This is a genomic window from Desulfurella amilsii (assembly GCF_002119425.1).
Taxonomy (GTDB): Bacteria; Campylobacterota_A; Desulfurellia; order Desulfurellales; family Desulfurellaceae; genus Desulfurella; species Desulfurella amilsii.
This window is the reverse complement of sequence record NZ_MDSU01000018.1, coordinates 1,090,073-1,103,527: the sequence shown is the minus strand read 5'-3', so window position 1 is coordinate 1,103,527 and position 13,455 is coordinate 1,090,073. Positions and strand designations below refer to the sequence as shown.

General features: G+C 35.0%; 15 protein-coding genes. 3 read left to right on the top strand and 12 right to left on the bottom strand.

Annotation, left to right across the window (positions count from 1 at the left end; translation table 11 throughout):
• Position 1: 1 nt before the first annotated feature.
• The gene (locus tag DESAMIL20_RS09250; protein WP_086034568.1) at positions 2–778 is read left to right on the top strand and encodes a competence/damage-inducible protein A; all 777 of its coding nucleotides are present in this window, start codon (positions 2–4) and stop codon (positions 776–778) included.
• Here DESAMIL20_RS09250 and pfkA read toward each other — a convergent pair.
• From pfkA to DESAMIL20_RS09225, 5 genes are all read right to left on the bottom strand, one after another.
• Entirely contained in the window at positions 764–1,720 is a 957-nt protein-coding gene (gene pfkA / locus DESAMIL20_RS09245; protein ID WP_086034567.1) for a 6-phosphofructokinase, read from the bottom strand. The two genes, DESAMIL20_RS09250 and pfkA, sit on opposite strands and share 15 nt — an antisense overlap.
• An 8-nt stretch (positions 1,721–1,728) precedes the next feature.
• Positions 1,729–2,031 carry a ComEA family DNA-binding protein gene (locus tag DESAMIL20_RS09240; RefSeq protein ID WP_086034566.1) on the bottom strand — a complete coding sequence of 101 codons (303 nt, stop codon included), beginning with the start codon at positions 2,029–2,031 and terminating at the stop codon, positions 1,729–1,731.
• A gap of 84 nt (positions 2,032–2,115) precedes the next feature.
• Positions 2,116–3,330, bottom strand: coding sequence for an ArsS family sensor histidine kinase (locus tag DESAMIL20_RS09235; RefSeq protein WP_086034565.1), 1,215 nt, complete (start codon positions 3,328–3,330; stop codon positions 2,116–2,118).
• Complete coding sequence (locus DESAMIL20_RS09230) at positions 3,327–4,001, bottom strand: response regulator transcription factor (protein ID WP_086034564.1); 675 nt, start codon at positions 3,999–4,001, stop codon at positions 3,327–3,329. The genes DESAMIL20_RS09235 and DESAMIL20_RS09230 overlap by 4 nt, the downstream gene beginning before the upstream one ends.
• A gap of 68 nt (positions 4,002–4,069) precedes the next feature.
• Positions 4,070–4,597, bottom strand: coding sequence for a Spy/CpxP family protein refolding chaperone (locus DESAMIL20_RS09225; RefSeq protein WP_086034563.1), 528 nt, complete (start codon positions 4,595–4,597; stop codon positions 4,070–4,072).
• Positions 4,598–4,757: 160 nt separating this feature from the next.
• On the opposite strand from DESAMIL20_RS09225, the gene DESAMIL20_RS09220 reads away from it, so the two are divergent.
• Complete coding sequence (locus DESAMIL20_RS09220) at positions 4,758–6,176, top strand: dihydrolipoyl dehydrogenase family protein (RefSeq protein ID WP_086034562.1); 1,419 nt, start codon at positions 4,758–4,760, stop codon at positions 6,174–6,176.
• 2 nt (positions 6,177–6,178) lie between these two features.
• Here DESAMIL20_RS09220 and DESAMIL20_RS09215 read toward each other — a convergent pair whose 3' ends face one another.
• The 4 genes from DESAMIL20_RS09215 to DESAMIL20_RS09200 are packed head-to-tail and all read right to left on the bottom strand — an operon-like array spanning position 6,179 to position 8,976.
• On the bottom strand, positions 6,179–7,300 hold the full coding sequence (locus DESAMIL20_RS09215; RefSeq protein ID WP_086034561.1) for a sensor histidine kinase: 1,122 nt from the start codon (positions 7,298–7,300) through the stop codon (positions 6,179–6,181).
• Positions 7,297–7,944: a response regulator transcription factor gene (locus DESAMIL20_RS09210; RefSeq protein WP_086034560.1), complete on the bottom strand. Its 648-nt coding sequence runs from the start codon at positions 7,942–7,944 to the stop codon at positions 7,297–7,299. Before DESAMIL20_RS09210 ends, DESAMIL20_RS09215 begins: the two co-directional genes overlap by 4 nt.
• Positions 7,919–8,269 carry a hypothetical protein gene (locus DESAMIL20_RS09205; RefSeq protein WP_143340267.1) on the bottom strand — a complete coding sequence of 117 codons (351 nt, stop codon included), beginning with the start codon at positions 8,267–8,269 and terminating at the stop codon, positions 7,919–7,921. The genes DESAMIL20_RS09210 and DESAMIL20_RS09205 overlap by 26 nt, the downstream gene beginning before the upstream one ends.
• A 41-nt stretch (positions 8,270–8,310) precedes the next feature.
• The gene (locus DESAMIL20_RS09200; RefSeq protein ID WP_158090575.1) at positions 8,311–8,976 is read right to left on the bottom strand and encodes a Crp/Fnr family transcriptional regulator; all 666 of its coding nucleotides are present in this window, start codon (positions 8,974–8,976) and stop codon (positions 8,311–8,313) included.
• A gap of 127 nt (positions 8,977–9,103) precedes the next feature.
• On the opposite strand from DESAMIL20_RS09200, the gene pseC reads away from it, so the two are divergent.
• A complete protein-coding gene (pseC, locus tag DESAMIL20_RS09195; RefSeq protein ID WP_086034557.1) occupies positions 9,104–10,252 on the top strand; it encodes a UDP-4-amino-4,6-dideoxy-N-acetyl-beta-L-altrosamine transaminase in 1,149 nt (382 codons plus the stop codon).
• On the opposite strand, the gene ruvB is transcribed toward pseC, so the two are convergent.
• The 3 genes from ruvB to DESAMIL20_RS09180 are packed head-to-tail and all read right to left on the bottom strand — an operon-like array spanning position 10,249 to position 13,454.
• Positions 10,249–11,220: a Holliday junction branch migration DNA helicase RuvB gene (gene ruvB, locus DESAMIL20_RS09190; RefSeq protein WP_086034556.1), complete on the bottom strand. Its 972-nt coding sequence runs from the start codon at positions 11,218–11,220 to the stop codon at positions 10,249–10,251. The two genes, pseC and ruvB, sit on opposite strands and share 4 nt — an antisense overlap.
• Complete coding sequence (gene gltA / locus DESAMIL20_RS09185; protein WP_086034555.1) at positions 11,195–12,607, bottom strand: NADPH-dependent glutamate synthase; 1,413 nt, start codon at positions 12,605–12,607, stop codon at positions 11,195–11,197. The genes ruvB and gltA overlap by 26 nt, the downstream gene beginning before the upstream one ends.
• Positions 12,600–13,454 carry a sulfide/dihydroorotate dehydrogenase-like FAD/NAD-binding protein gene (locus DESAMIL20_RS09180; RefSeq protein WP_086034554.1) on the bottom strand — a complete coding sequence of 285 codons (855 nt, stop codon included), beginning with the start codon at positions 13,452–13,454 and terminating at the stop codon, positions 12,600–12,602. The genes gltA and DESAMIL20_RS09180 overlap by 8 nt, the downstream gene beginning before the upstream one ends.
• Between the last annotated feature and the right edge of the window lies 1 nt (position 13,455).

The window sequence follows — 13,455 nt, the reverse complement described above, 5'->3', positions numbered from 1 at the left end:
TATGCAAAGTTCGGTTTTTGGCATAGGAAAAGAGCTAATATCAGCTCAGATAAAAGACAACAATGTTTACTATATGGTAAAGAAACTTAGTGAAATAGGCATTGAGAATAGGTTTGTTGTTTTTTTAGATGATGATTTAAACGATATTGCTCAAGTAGTAGACTATTTTATAAATAAAACGCAACTGATTATAACAACAGGTGGACTTGGACCAACATTTGATGATTTAACGCTTCAAGCTTTGGCTTTAGCAGTAGGTGAAGAGTTAGTTTTAAACAAAGAGTGCTTGTCTGATATAGAATTTTTTTACGAAAAGTTATACGATGCAGGTAAGATTACAGATAAAAATTTAAATGTAAATAGGCAAAAAATGGCTTATGTACCAAAAAACTCTGTATTGCTAAAAAATAAGGTAGGCGCTGCCTGTGGTGTATATTTAAAAAAGAATGACTTGCATATTTTTTGTTTACCTGGTGTGCCAAACGAGATGCAAGCTATGTTTGAAGATGAAGTGGAGCCTATTTTAAAGTCTATTATTGAGCCTGTTTTTGCACAATCTCAAATAATTGAATGCAATATAAATGATGAAAGCTTGCTTGCTTTTGTTTCTTTGGCAACGGTAGAAAAAACTGGTGTATATGTAAAAACCTTACCCATTGGTTTTTCATCAGACACGATGCATGTAAGGTTTACCGCAAAAGCTCCCACCAAAGAAGAAGCTAAAAAAAAATTAGAAGAAGCTATAGCTTTTTTTGAAAATAGGTTATCTAGACTTTAGGCGAGCAAACTCCAACATCATATCATTGAATACTTTTTTATTAGAAAAAACCACATCGAAGGGTACATTTTTTAAATCGTTTCCTTGTAAACCAATAACTGAAGATTTTTTATTTATTATTGACTGTACGGCTCTAATACCCATCCTCATACCAAGCGTTCTATCAAATACGCTTGGGTTGCCTCCTCTTTGAATATGGCCCAAAATTGTTAGTCTGGTATCAAATTCAGCTTCAACTTTTAACTTTTCTGCTACCTCTTGTGTTTTTTTAACCCCTTCTGCAATAACAATTATACTGTATTTTCTTCCACGTTCATGCTCTAATTTTAATCTTTGCATAATAGAATCTATATCATAGTCAATTTCCGGTATTAAGACAGCCTCAGCGCCAGAAGCCATAGCGCTCATCAAAGCTAAATAGCCACTTTCTCTGCCCATAGTTTCTATAACAAACGCCCTCTTATGGCTTGATGCAGTATCGCGTATGATATCAATGGCATTTGTAATAATATTTAGCGCCGTATCAACACCTAAAGCCATATCTGTGCCATATATGTCATTATCAATTGACTCTGGTATACCAACGCACAGTACGCCTGCTTCAACCAATTTTTTTGCGCCGCGCAAAGAACCATCTCCGCCAATTACAATTAGGCCTTCTATCTCTTCTTCTTTGAGCGTTTTTAATGCTTTGTTAAAACCAGATTCTTGCATAAATTCTTCACAACGTGATGTCATCAATATTGTGCCACCCCTTTGTAATATTCCGCTTACCTGCATGGGCGTTAGCTCGATTGCTAGATCGTTTACCAGTCCGTTGTATCCTTCTAAAAAACCAGTTACTCTTATGTTATTTTTATAAGCTTCTTCAACTATAGCTTTGAGTGTTGCATTTATTCCCGAGCAATCTCCCCCACTTGTTAAAACACCAATGCGCTTCATTTACCCCCCTAAAATTTTTTACGAGTATTTTTTTTAATTTCAACTACGCCACCTGTTGTCGTTATGTAGTCTTTTAGTTTCTCAAATTTTTTTTCGCCTATGCCTGAGACGTTTTTTATTTCTTCTACATTGTTAAAAAAGCCGTGAGCGTTTCTGTAGTCAATGATCTTTTTTGCCGTTTTTGGACCTATACCTGACAGGTGTGATAGCGCTTGTTGGCTTGCAATGTTGATATTTAGCTTTTCACCTTGTGCAAATGCTATGCCAAAAGCAAAAATAATACTTAAAAATATGCCTACAACCTGTTTCATAATGCCCCCATTTTTTATTTTTTGTTAGTATATCACATTTAGCTAATTTTTTAAATAAATTTGTGAAAATTTTTAAGTAAAAAATTAATTATCGCACAATATCTGCTTTATGTGTAAAGTAAAAATATTTTCGCCATTTTCGTAGTTGTATGTAATTTTAATTTTGTGCTTATCTAAAATGTACCTTGTAACATACAATCCAAGCCCCATGCCTTCTTTGTTTTTTGGCGACGTTTCCTTTGAAAATGGCTCAAACATTTTATCAGAGTCAATATGAGGTTTTTCGCCTAAGTTCGAAAAGATTATTTTTTTGTCTTTTTCGTAGATGCTAATCGATTTATTAGAAGAAAATTTTATGCCGTTATCTATTAAGTTTTTTATTGCTATAGCAAAAAAATCTATGTCAACTTTTAAGGTATAATTCACATCTGGGGTATATTTGATTTTTTCATCTTCTAAGAACAGTAGTTTTTTTGCTGATTCTAATATTTGAGAAAACCTATAGCACTGTGCGGAATCTTCTATATTTTTTGCTGCAATTTGTTCGATAGAAAGCAATTCATTTATAAGCACATCGAGTCTTTTAAAAATTCTTAAGAAATTTTGCTTTCTATTTTCGTCATTTAATAGTTCGCTTGCTATCATACCTTTTGCAATGGGTGTTTTTAATTCATGTGCTACATTGCGCAAAAACCACTGTCTTAACTCTGCACTTTTTTTTAAATTATCTATAGCCTCTTGAAATTCTTTTGCAAGGAATCCCACCTCATCTTTTCTTTTTAGCTCAAAATTTATATTTAAATTACCTTTTTTAAATTCTTCAATTTTTTTTCTCAGTACTTTTATGGGATATATAGATTTTAAAATGCTTATGTATAAAAACAAAATACTTGCTACAAAAACCGCCCATAAAATAAGTATAAAACTTGGTGCTCCAAACCTTTGTTCTTTTTTGATAAGCAAGGTTTGATTTGGCATTTGCATAAAGAGGTAAGTGTGGGATTTAAATTTAAGCAAAGCCCAATTTTGCATACCAGCGGGCATTTCTTTTTTTAGTATCACCTTAGAGTCTTTTAAGATTTGTTCTATTTCTTTGGGGTTTTCAATGAGGCTTATGTTTTCTGATTTTGCGTATGTGTTTAAGTTGTGTGTCCTTACAAGCAACATGCTTTTTCTTATAAATTCAAAGTTGGATTGTTTTTGTAGCGTAAAATATACGAACAAAAAAAGTGCACCTGACACGACAAAAGTTAAAATAAAAATTAAATTTAATTTAAATAAGATGGAATTTTTGTTCATTCTGCAAACTTATACCCAAGACCTCTTATGGATTTTATATAGCGAGGTTCTTTTGGGTCATCTCCGATTTTTTTCCTAATGCGACCTACAATTACATCAACGCTCCTATCTATGCTTTCATAGTCCATAGTTTTTGTATTTTCTAAAATAAAATCTCTTGTTAATACACGGTTTTTGTTTTTTAAAAACAGCGCTAGTACCTCGTACTCAGCCGAAGTGAGGTTTAATTTACTACCTTTATGCATTATAGTCATTTCATTTTCATCAATGTAAAAATCGCTTTTTGCGTTTTTTTGATTTTTTTGCTTTTTTACTCTTCTTAAAAGGGCTTGTATGCGCGCTACTAACTCGCGCGGGTTATATGGTTTTGCAAGGTAGTCATCTGCTGCAATCTCCAGTGCAAGCACCTTGTCAGAGTAATCACTGCGCGCAGATGATATAATAATGGGTATATCGATGGCATTTTTTGCAATTTTTTTGCACACATCTATACCATCTAACTCAGGTAGGCTCAAATCCAGTATCAAAAGGTCGTAGTGCGTTTTTTCAAGTGCCTGCAAGCCTTTTGTGGGAGACTCAAAGTTTGTAATTTTCATATTAAATTTAGCTAAGTATTCTTTCAAAAGCTCGGCAAGCTCTGTATCGTCTTCAATCATTAGTATATTTATCATAGTGTAAGTCAATTAAGTCTGGAGCTTTTGCCCCAGACTTATAATATAGCATAGTTGTCAAAATTTTTCTATTGAACATTTGATTTTAGGTAATTAATCCTATCTTGCAGCATTTGTTGTCTGTTTTCCATGTTTTTTAGGGCAAACTGCATACGCTCTTTTTGCAGTTCTACAAACTTTTGTTTCTGCTGTGGTGTTAAAATGTTAAAAAAGCGCTCTAGATGGTTTGCCCTGTCTTGAGCTCTTAGCCTGGCATTTTGCTCTGATTCTTCGATAAAGACTTTCTTGTTGAAACTCCCAGAAGCTATTGCATCATACATAGGCATTTTGTAGTTTGACTGCTGTTTTGCAAATTTTTGAAATCCCTCTTGCCTGAGCTGTTCAATTTGCTGAATTTGGCTTGGTGTTAGGTTTAGTTCTTTTTGCATGTATTGGTAGCCAAAGCCGCCTCTTGCATTATACCCTAAGCCTCCAGAACAATGTGTACCAAAACCACCCGGTGCAGCCATTGCCCCAAAACCGCCAGCAAAGCTAGCACTAAAGCTTGATCCCAATAGTGTTGCTGCCAAAAGTGCGCTAACAACTGTCTTTTTCATAAAAAACCTCCTTAAAGCAAATTTTCATTTTAGATATTATAGAGTATGTGTAAATGTAGTTTAAATAGATTGTAAATGTAATGTAAACGTATTAATTGACTTGAATAGAAAAGTGAGTATATTACTACGGTTATTAAGTTAGTAACTTTTGGAGGTAGAATTGAAAATCTATGATCTTATTGTTATAGGTATGGGCCCAGCGGGTATGGCCGCATCTGCTATGGCAAGCGCTTTGGATTTGGAAGTGCTTGCTGTTGAAGAAAACAAAGTGGGTGGGGAGTGCCTAAATTGTGGTTGTATGCCAAGTAAAGCTTTATTAAAAACCGCTCAGGTAAATCAAATTTCACATAATTTAGAAAAATTTGGCATTCGTTCAAGTATTTTTACTGACCCTGACGAATCGCTGGATATCGTAAGACAAAAAATTAGCCGCATAAGCGGCAAAAAACTCATGCAGGCTTTTGTTAGGGTAAAACTTATTATCAATCAAGGTAATGCCGAATTTGTAGACTCACATTCAGTAAAGGTGGGCGAAAATATATATAGAGCAAAAAAGATTTTCATAGCCACAGGTACAGCACCTTTTATACCGAGTATTGAAGGGTTGGACAAGGTTGATGAATCATTGAAGCTGACAAACATGAATTTGTTTATACAAAAAAGCATGCCTAAAAGTCTTACAATCATTGGAGGAGGAGCTATCGGGTGTGAGATGGCTCAAAGTTTTGCAAGGCTTGGAAGCAGCGTAAACGTTGTACATATAGATGAGCATCTTTTACCATTTGCAGATGCTCAAACAGCTTTGGTTTTGGAAGAAAGATTCAAAAAAGAAAATATAAAAGTTTTTAACAAAACACCCATTAAACGCGTATTCCAAAAAGACAATAAAGTATTTGTGGACACCGATTCACACATATTTGAAAGCGAAAAAATATTGATTGCAACAGGCAGAAAGCCCAATTTAGAAGCGTTGAAATTAGACAAAATAGGCATAAAATACAACAAAAAAGGCATAATTGTGGATAAAGCATTAAGGACAAATATAAAGCATATCTATGCGATTGGTGATTGCAATGGTATATCAAATTTTTCGCACTCTGCTATGCACCAAGGTATGATTGCTCTAATGAATGCGATAAATCCAATGCCTTTTAAAATTCACTACGATAAATATTTGATACCGTGGTCTGTATTTACAACACCAGAGGTAGCCAATGTTGGTTTAACTGAAAAAGAGGCTGTCGAAAAAGGACTCAAGGTTATCGTGATTAAAAAGGATTATGAAAGTTACGGCAGGGCAATTGTAGATGGGGCAACAGAAGGTTTTATAAAAATTATAACAAATAAAAAAGGTAAGATTTTTGGCGTAACAATAGTAGGCGAGAGTGCAAGTGAGATTATACATGAGTGGATTTTGGCTATTCAATTTAAATTATCAATGTTTGACATTCTCATGACTCAGCATTCTTTTCCAACAATTTCCATGTTGAATAAAATGGCTAGCGAAGACTGGATGATGGGTAAGCTCCAAGAGAGCACAACGCTAAAAAAGATTGCAAGAGCTCTATTTAAATTGTAGTTTTAATTGAAGTTTTTGATCGGTAATTTTATGGTTGCTTTGAATATATCTTTTGTTGTTGCAATGTCTATATCTCCATTTAGTATGTTTAGCGTTTTATAGATCAAGTAAAGCCCAAGGCTCCTGCCAAACTGGAGCGTTTGAAAATTCAAGTCCATATCACTTGGCTGGTATGAATTTTCTATTTTAAAGTGGTAGTATTTGCCAATAAGGCGGGACTCTATTTTTAGAAAGCCCCCTTCGATATTGTATTTTACGCCATTATCTATTAAATTGCGCAAAAGAATATAAAAAATATTTTGGTGTGTGATAATTTTTGCCTCATCAAGGTTTAGTTGAGGTTCTATTTTTTTTGATTTTAAAGCAAAATCTAATTCTTGCAAGATCGTTTTTATTACCATTTTTGTGTCTATTTCGCTTCTGTCCTGGTTTTTTGTCACATCAAATTTTTTGATTTCTAGTACCCCGTTTAGTATGTTCTTTATGCGATCAATGCTATTTTTGACACGAGTGTCCTCGCTAATCAAACTTATGTAGGAAAGTGGTGTTAGAACTTCATGTGCTACAGTGTCTAAAAATTCTTCCGTTGTGCGGTATAGCGATAAAAGCGGTACAGACCTTTTTTGAGATAATACATAGCTAATTCTATGGTATAGCGCTACAATAAAAAATGATATTATTAATAATAGCCCAAAAAAATAAGCAATATTTTTGTAAATATCATATAGAGAATATGCAGCGATAATTTGAATATGGCCAAGCGTGGCGTCTTCAAAACTTATTTTCCTGAAAGAAAGACCACTGTATTGAAAATTTTCTTCTTTTGATTTTATAATTTTATCAATTATTTCTTTGTTTATACTTACGTTTGCACTCATTACTTTATTTTTGGTGTCAATGATTAGGTAAAAAATATCTTGAGGCTTGCTCTGGTAGATGCCCGTTGTTTTTATAGAAAGTTCAATGTTTTCAATGACTCTTTTAGCCAAACCTTCACTGTTTTTTTGAAGATCTAAGTACCTTTGATAAGACAAAAGGCTATCAAAAAAAATAAGCATAACAAATACCAACAGTGTGTGGAGTAGTATGATGTCGTTTATAAACTTTTGTATGTATTTATTCATTCCTCTATTTTGTAGCCGTATCCTTTGACGGTCTTTATCAAGTTTTTGTCTGAGAGTTTTTTTCTTAAGCTGTAGATGTGGGATTTTAAGGTTTCTACGCTGCCCTCTTCGTTCCATATATAGTCTATTAAATTATCTGTCTTTATTACTTTATTTTTATTTCGCATTAGATACTCAAGAAGCATAAATTCTTTTTGAGTTAGATTTTCCACGGGTTTTGAATCTACAAAAACCTTATGTTTTTGCGTATCTATTTCAATATTCCCAACCTTTATTATACCTTTTGGCGTATTTCTACTCAAAATGGTTTTTATTCTTGCTAGAAATTCTTCTTTGTAAAATGGTTTAGTAATGTAATCATCAATTTGAGCTTCAAATCCTTCTAATTTGTCGCTTAGAGAACTTTTTACAGTTAAAAAAATAGCAGGTGTTGATATTGTTTTTCTGAGTTCTTTAAGCGTATACAGAGAATCTTTATTTTTAATGGCTCTATCCATGATAAATAAATCAAAAGGGCGCGCTTTTGCGAACAAAATAAAATCTTCTATAGTTTCCACCCATTGTGTTTCAAAATTATTTTGTTCTAATAACTCCTTTAATGCTTCTCCGAGCGTTTTGTCATCTTCCAACAGCAGGATTTTCATGTTTTTTTGCTTTTTGTATATTTGATAAGCTCTTCATTAATAAAATTGTGCTAACTGCTCTATAATAGCAAGCTTCAAACTGTTCATTTGATAAACTCTCTTGCGCTTGAGATATATTTTGATCAACTAAGTTGAGTTGATTTTTGTATTCAGGATTTCTTGCAAATTTTGTCACAAGAGGGCTTTTTCTCATTTCTTTGGCTGTATGCAGGTATGAGACGCACATCGATTTATATGAAGGCTCCACTTTTTTGAAATCTTTTGCAAAAGCATTTGATAAAAAAAATAGACTAAAAAAAGCCACTAAAAACTTCTTAAACCACATAACTTTGCTTTTAATCTCACAACGTAAATTTAAGGTAAAATCTACTTTAGTAATTTTATTTCTTTGTTGTTTACTTCTATTACGCCATCACTTATCAATTGTTTTTCGATGCGAGAGAAAGTTTCTTTCGCCATACCTAAGAGTAGAGCTAATTCTTGTTTTGGTATATCTAGTATCACTGTGTGTGATTTGTGTATCTTGCTTAAATAAATGAGGTAGTTCAAAAATTTTTCTTTTGCGCTTTCTGTTGAGAGCCGCTCTATTGTATCTACAAGGTAATTTATACGGTTTGCAAACATGAATATTATTTTGGCAGACAATTCTGGGTGTGATTTTAAAAGGGGTAATAGTTTATTTTTATCAATGCCAAGCATTGTAGAATTACAAAGCATTTGAGCGTTTACTGGGTATGTATCTTGTGTGAGCAAAATTTCTGCAAAAAATTCGTTTTTGTTGACAAAATGAATAACACATTCATTACCTTTTTGGTCTAAACGGTATAGTTTTACTCTGCCATCTAACAAATAATAAAGGATAGAACCTTTTTGGCTTTGTCTAAAGAGTATTTCACCTTTTTGCTTTTTTGTGACAAAGCAGGATGTCTTGAGTAATTCAGTGGTTTTTAGATCGTCTATGCCAAGAATAACCTCAAATATCAAATCAAGTGGGTCTTTTTTTGCTTTTACATCCATATTCTTTATCTCCATATTACAATAACTAATAATGTCCATTGTGTCAAGGTATTAGTGCAAATTGGCTTAAAGCTTGACAATAAATTGGCTAAAGATTATAATTAGGCTGGATTTAGTGCTAAAAATAATAAAAAGAGGCTTTATGAGAGAGAAAAACTATGGGTATTCAAGACAGTATATTGACGAAGATGATATAAATGCGGTGGTTGAAGTTTTAAAGAGCAACTTTTTAACAACAGGTCCAAAAGTTGCGGAGTTCGAAGAGGCAATAAAACGATATTTAGGTGTACAGTATGCAGTGTGCGTATCAAGCGGTACAGCAAGTTTGCATATAGCGGCCATTTGTTTGCTTGAAAAAGGCGATAAAGTTCTTACAACACCTAATTCATTTTTGGCTACGTCAAACGCTATAGTTTATGCTCAAGCTGTTCCTATATTTGTAGATGTGGACGCTCAAGCTAACATAGATTTAAACTTATGTGAGGCTATGTTAAAAAAGGATAACACCATAAAGGCAATTTTTGCTGTAGATTTTGCTGGAAACATGGTAGATCCAAAAGGGCTATCGTATTTAAGTGAAAAATACGGTGTAAAAATCTTAGAAGACTGTGCTCACTCACTTGGTGCAAGCTTTGGCGCACACAAAGCAGGCGATTGCAGTTTTTGCGATGTTGCCACACTTTCTTTTCATCCTGTAAAGAGTATTACAAGTGCTGAAGGCGGCTGCATTGTAACAAATAGCGAAGCTATCGCAAAAAAAGCCTCTATTTTGAGAAACCATGGCATTGTAAGGAATAGCAGTGAATTTATTTACAACGATGACAACCCTTTGTATTTTGAGATGCAAGATCTGGGTTTTAACTACAGGTTAAGTGATGTACATAGTGCTTTGGGGTTATCTCAGCTAAAAAAAATAGACTTTTTTCTAACTACAAGAAGAAAGCTTGCACAAAACTACGATAAAGTTTTTGATAATACATCTATAAGACCACTATACAAAAACGCCAGTTCATCTTATCACTTGTATGTTATAAGGGTTAATTTTAAAGAGCTTGGTAAAAAAAGAGCTGATATAATGAAATCACTAAAATCAAAGGGTATAATGCTTCAAACGCACTACATACCCATCAATGCCCAGCCTTTTTACCAAAAAATGGGCTATAATCCACTTTCAACACCAAAAGCCCTTGAGTACTACAATGAGTGTTTATCTATACCATTGTACGTAGGCCTTGAAGATAATGAGCAAGAATTTATTATAGATGCTATAAAATCAGAGATTTTATACTAAAATAGCGTAGGTTTTTCTATCATTATTTGATTTACCGCAACGCGCCCTTTTGGCGTTTTTTTTATATAACCGCACTGCAATAAATATGGCTCAACAACTTCTTCAAGTGTTTTCTTGTCCTCACCCAGACTTGACGCAAGCGTTTCAATACCTACGGGACCGCCATTAAATACATTGTTGATGATATCTAAGTATTTTTTGTCTAAATAATCTAAGCCATTTTCATCGATATTGATTATCTCTAGCGCTTCTTTGGCAATACCTTTGGTTATTTTATCTATTTGCTTAACCTGCGCTAAATCCCTTACACGTCTTAGGATTTTGTTTGCAATTCTCGGTGTTGAGCGCGAACGCTGAGCGATGATTTTTGCGCTTTCATCATCAATTTTTATATTTAGCACAAACGCAGAGCGCTCAATTATCTTCACTAACTCATCAAGACTATAGTAATCAAGCCTCAGCACAAGGCCAAATCTATCCCTGAGTGGGTTTGTTAGCATCCCAATGCGTGTTGTAGCACCAACAAAAGTGAATTTTGGTAAATCGATGCGAAGTGTTTTTGCGCCTGGCCCTTGACCCACTACTATATCCAGTTTAAAATCTTCTAATGCAGAATAAAGCATTTCTTCGATGTTGTGATTGAGCCTGTGTATTTCATCAACAAAAAGCACATCTTTGTCATCAAGACTAGTTAAAATCGCTGCAATATCACCGACTTTTTCGATGGAAGGGCCACTAATTGTTATGATATTTGAACCCATTTCTTTGGCTATTATATATGCAAGCGTGGTTTTGCCAATCCCAGGTGGCCCATAGAGCAAACAATGCTCTATGGGTTCGTTACGTTTTCGTGCTGCAACTATAGCAAGAGATAAATTTTCAACTACATGCTTTTGGCCAATGTATTCTTTAAGACATTCTGGCCTTATAGACACACTAACTTCATTGTTTGTTTGAGAGTGTTTCATGTATAGATTTAGCTGCTTTTTTGCCAGCACCAACGGCCAAAATAACTGTAGCTGCGCCCGTTACTATATCGCCGCCAGCCCAAACTTTCGGGTGCGTAGTTTTGCCGTTTTCATCAGCAACAAAATACCCCCACTTGTTAGTTTCTACACCAGTGGCGCTGCGGGCTACAATTGGGTTTGCGCTTTGACCAATAGCTATAATAACAGTATCCGCATCTATTACAAAATTTGAACCTTCAACTACCTGAGGCCTTCTTCTTCCAGATTCATCTGGTTCGCCAAGCTCCATTCTGACACATTCAATGCCCACCACGTTTCCATATTCGTCACCCAAAATTTTTACAGGGTTTGTAAGCAGCTCAAATTTTATGCCTTCTTCTTCTGCATGTCCTATTTCTTCTGCCCGAGCTGGCATTTCTTTTCTGCCCCTTCTGTAAACAATTGTGGCTTCTTTTGCACCAAGCCTTTTTGCAGTTCTTACAGCATCCATTGCGACATTACCGCCACCTACCACTACAGCCTTTTGATCAACTCTAATGGGTGTTGCATAATTGGGGAATTCGTAGGCTTTCATAAGGTTTGATCTAGTTAAAAATTCACTTGCAGAGTATACACCATTTAAATTTTCTCCCGGTATTTTCAAAAATGACGGTGCACCAGCGCCATTTGCCAAAAATACTGCGTCATATTCTTGCATGAGCTCATCAACGGATTTAGTTAAGCCAATTACATAGTTTAAATTTATTTCTACGCCTAGTTCTTTAATTTGATCTACTTCGTAGCCCACTATTGCTTTTGGTAGCCTGAACTCTGGTATTCCATACACAAGCACGCCGCCTGCTTTATGAAGTGCTTCATACACGGTAACATCGTATCCTAATTTTGCCAGATCAGATGCACATGCAAGTCCTGCTGGACCAGAGCCAACTATAGCAACTTTTTTATTGAGTTTTGTTGAAGGTTTTTTTGCATCTGAATAATCAAGTTGTTTTGCCCAGTCTGCTACATAGCGCTCAAGTCTTCCAATAGCTATGGGTTTCCCTTTTTTGTTCATTATGCATGCGCCTTCACACTGCTCTTCTTGAGGACACACCCTGCCGCATACAGCGGGCAAAGCATTTGTTTGTTTAATTTCTAAAAATGCGCCTTTTATATCTTCTGCAATTAGTTTTTCTACAAATTGAGGGATTCTTACATCTGCAGGGCATCCTGCCACGCAGTATGGCGGATTGCACTGTAAACATCTTTGAGCTTCCTGTATTGCTTCTTCCAAAGAATACCCAAGCGGTACTTCAAGGAAATTTTGTACTCTTTCTAGAGGTTCTTGATTCCTCATCGGTACTCTATCTTTTTTAAGCTTTTCAGCGGGTTTTAATTTTTCAGCCATTTGAAGCCTGCCTCCTTATTTTTTCTTCAAGTAACATCAAAGCTTCCCTTTCTTGATCGCAATATTGTCTTTGTCTTAATATCATTTCTTCGAAGTTTACAAGATTACCTCTAAACTCAGGCCCATCTACACATGCAAATTTTGTTTTACCACCTACGCTTACCCTACATGCACCACACATGCCCGTACCGTCAACCATAATAGAATTTAGAGAAACCCATATTTGTTTGTTGTGTTCGTTTGCTACACGCGTGCACATTTTCATCATAATAGGTGGTCCGACTGCCCATATATCTTTTATGGCTTCAGACTCTTTTTTTAGTATATCGTCCATTATGTTTGTTACAAAACCTTTTTGACCATAGGTGCCATCATCTGTTGCAATTAGTAATTCATTTGAAGCTTCTTTCATTTTGTCTTCCATAATAATTAAGTCTTTTGTGCGCGCTCCAATAATAGAAATGACGTAATTTCCAAGCTCTTTTAGCTTTTTTGCAACCGGATAAATGGGGGCAATACCTATGCCACCACCAATAATTAGCACCTTGCCACCAAAATTTTCTATCTCAGATGGTACTCCTAAAGGACCAACAAAAGCGTAGAGATTTTCGCCTTCATTCATCAATGAAAGCTCAAGCGTGCTTGCGCCAACCACCTGATAAACAATTTGAACCCAACCTTCTTTTGCATTAGAATCGGCAATTGTCAAAGGAATCCTTTCGCCACTTTGGCTTGTAATCAGTATTATAAACTGACCAGGTTGGGCTGCCTTTGCAACAAATGGAGCTTCTATCCAGTTTGAAAATATGGTGTCACTCCATTTCTGCTTCTTTAAAATTTTGTACATC

What these genes read in the sequence shown, in the direction of transcription:
- DESAMIL20_RS09250 (WP_086034568.1), top strand. Translation starts at nt 2, where the DNA reads ATGCAAAGTTCGGTTTTTGGCATAGGAAAAGAGCTAATATCAGCTCAG.
- pfkA (WP_086034567.1), bottom strand. Translation starts at nt 1,720, where the DNA reads ATGAAGCGCATTGGTGTTTTAACAAGTGGGGGAGATTGCTCGGGAATA.
- DESAMIL20_RS09240 (WP_086034566.1), bottom strand. Translation starts at nt 2,031, where the DNA reads ATGAAACAGGTTGTAGGCATATTTTTAAGTATTATTTTTGCTTTTGGC.
- DESAMIL20_RS09235 (WP_086034565.1), bottom strand. Translation starts at nt 3,330, where the DNA reads ATGAACAAAAATTCCATCTTATTTAAATTAAATTTAATTTTTATTTTA.
- DESAMIL20_RS09230 (WP_086034564.1), bottom strand. Translation starts at nt 4,001, where the DNA reads ATGATAAATATACTAATGATTGAAGACGATACAGAGCTTGCCGAGCTT.
- DESAMIL20_RS09225 (WP_086034563.1), bottom strand. Translation starts at nt 4,597, where the DNA reads ATGAAAAAGACAGTTGTTAGCGCACTTTTGGCAGCAACACTATTGGGA.
- DESAMIL20_RS09215 (WP_086034561.1), bottom strand. Translation starts at nt 7,300, where the DNA reads ATGAATAAATACATACAAAAGTTTATAAACGACATCATACTACTCCAC.
- DESAMIL20_RS09210 (WP_086034560.1), bottom strand. Translation starts at nt 7,944, where the DNA reads ATGAAAATCCTGCTGTTGGAAGATGACAAAACGCTCGGAGAAGCATTA.
- DESAMIL20_RS09205 (WP_143340267.1), bottom strand. Translation starts at nt 8,269, where the DNA reads ATGTGGTTTAAGAAGTTTTTAGTGGCTTTTTTTAGTCTATTTTTTTTA.
- DESAMIL20_RS09200 (WP_158090575.1), bottom strand. Translation starts at nt 8,976, where the DNA reads ATGGAGATAAAGAATATGGATGTAAAAGCAAAAAAAGACCCACTTGAT.
- pseC (WP_086034557.1), top strand. Translation starts at nt 9,104, where the DNA reads ATGAGAGAGAAAAACTATGGGTATTCAAGACAGTATATTGACGAAGAT.
- ruvB (WP_086034556.1), bottom strand. Translation starts at nt 11,220, where the DNA reads ATGAAACACTCTCAAACAAACAATGAAGTTAGTGTGTCTATAAGGCCA.
- gltA (WP_086034555.1), bottom strand. Translation starts at nt 12,607, where the DNA reads ATGGCTGAAAAATTAAAACCCGCTGAAAAGCTTAAAAAAGATAGAGTA.
- DESAMIL20_RS09180 (WP_086034554.1), bottom strand. Translation starts at nt 13,454, where the DNA reads ATGTACAAAATTTTAAAGAAGCAGAAATGGAGTGACACCATATTTTCA.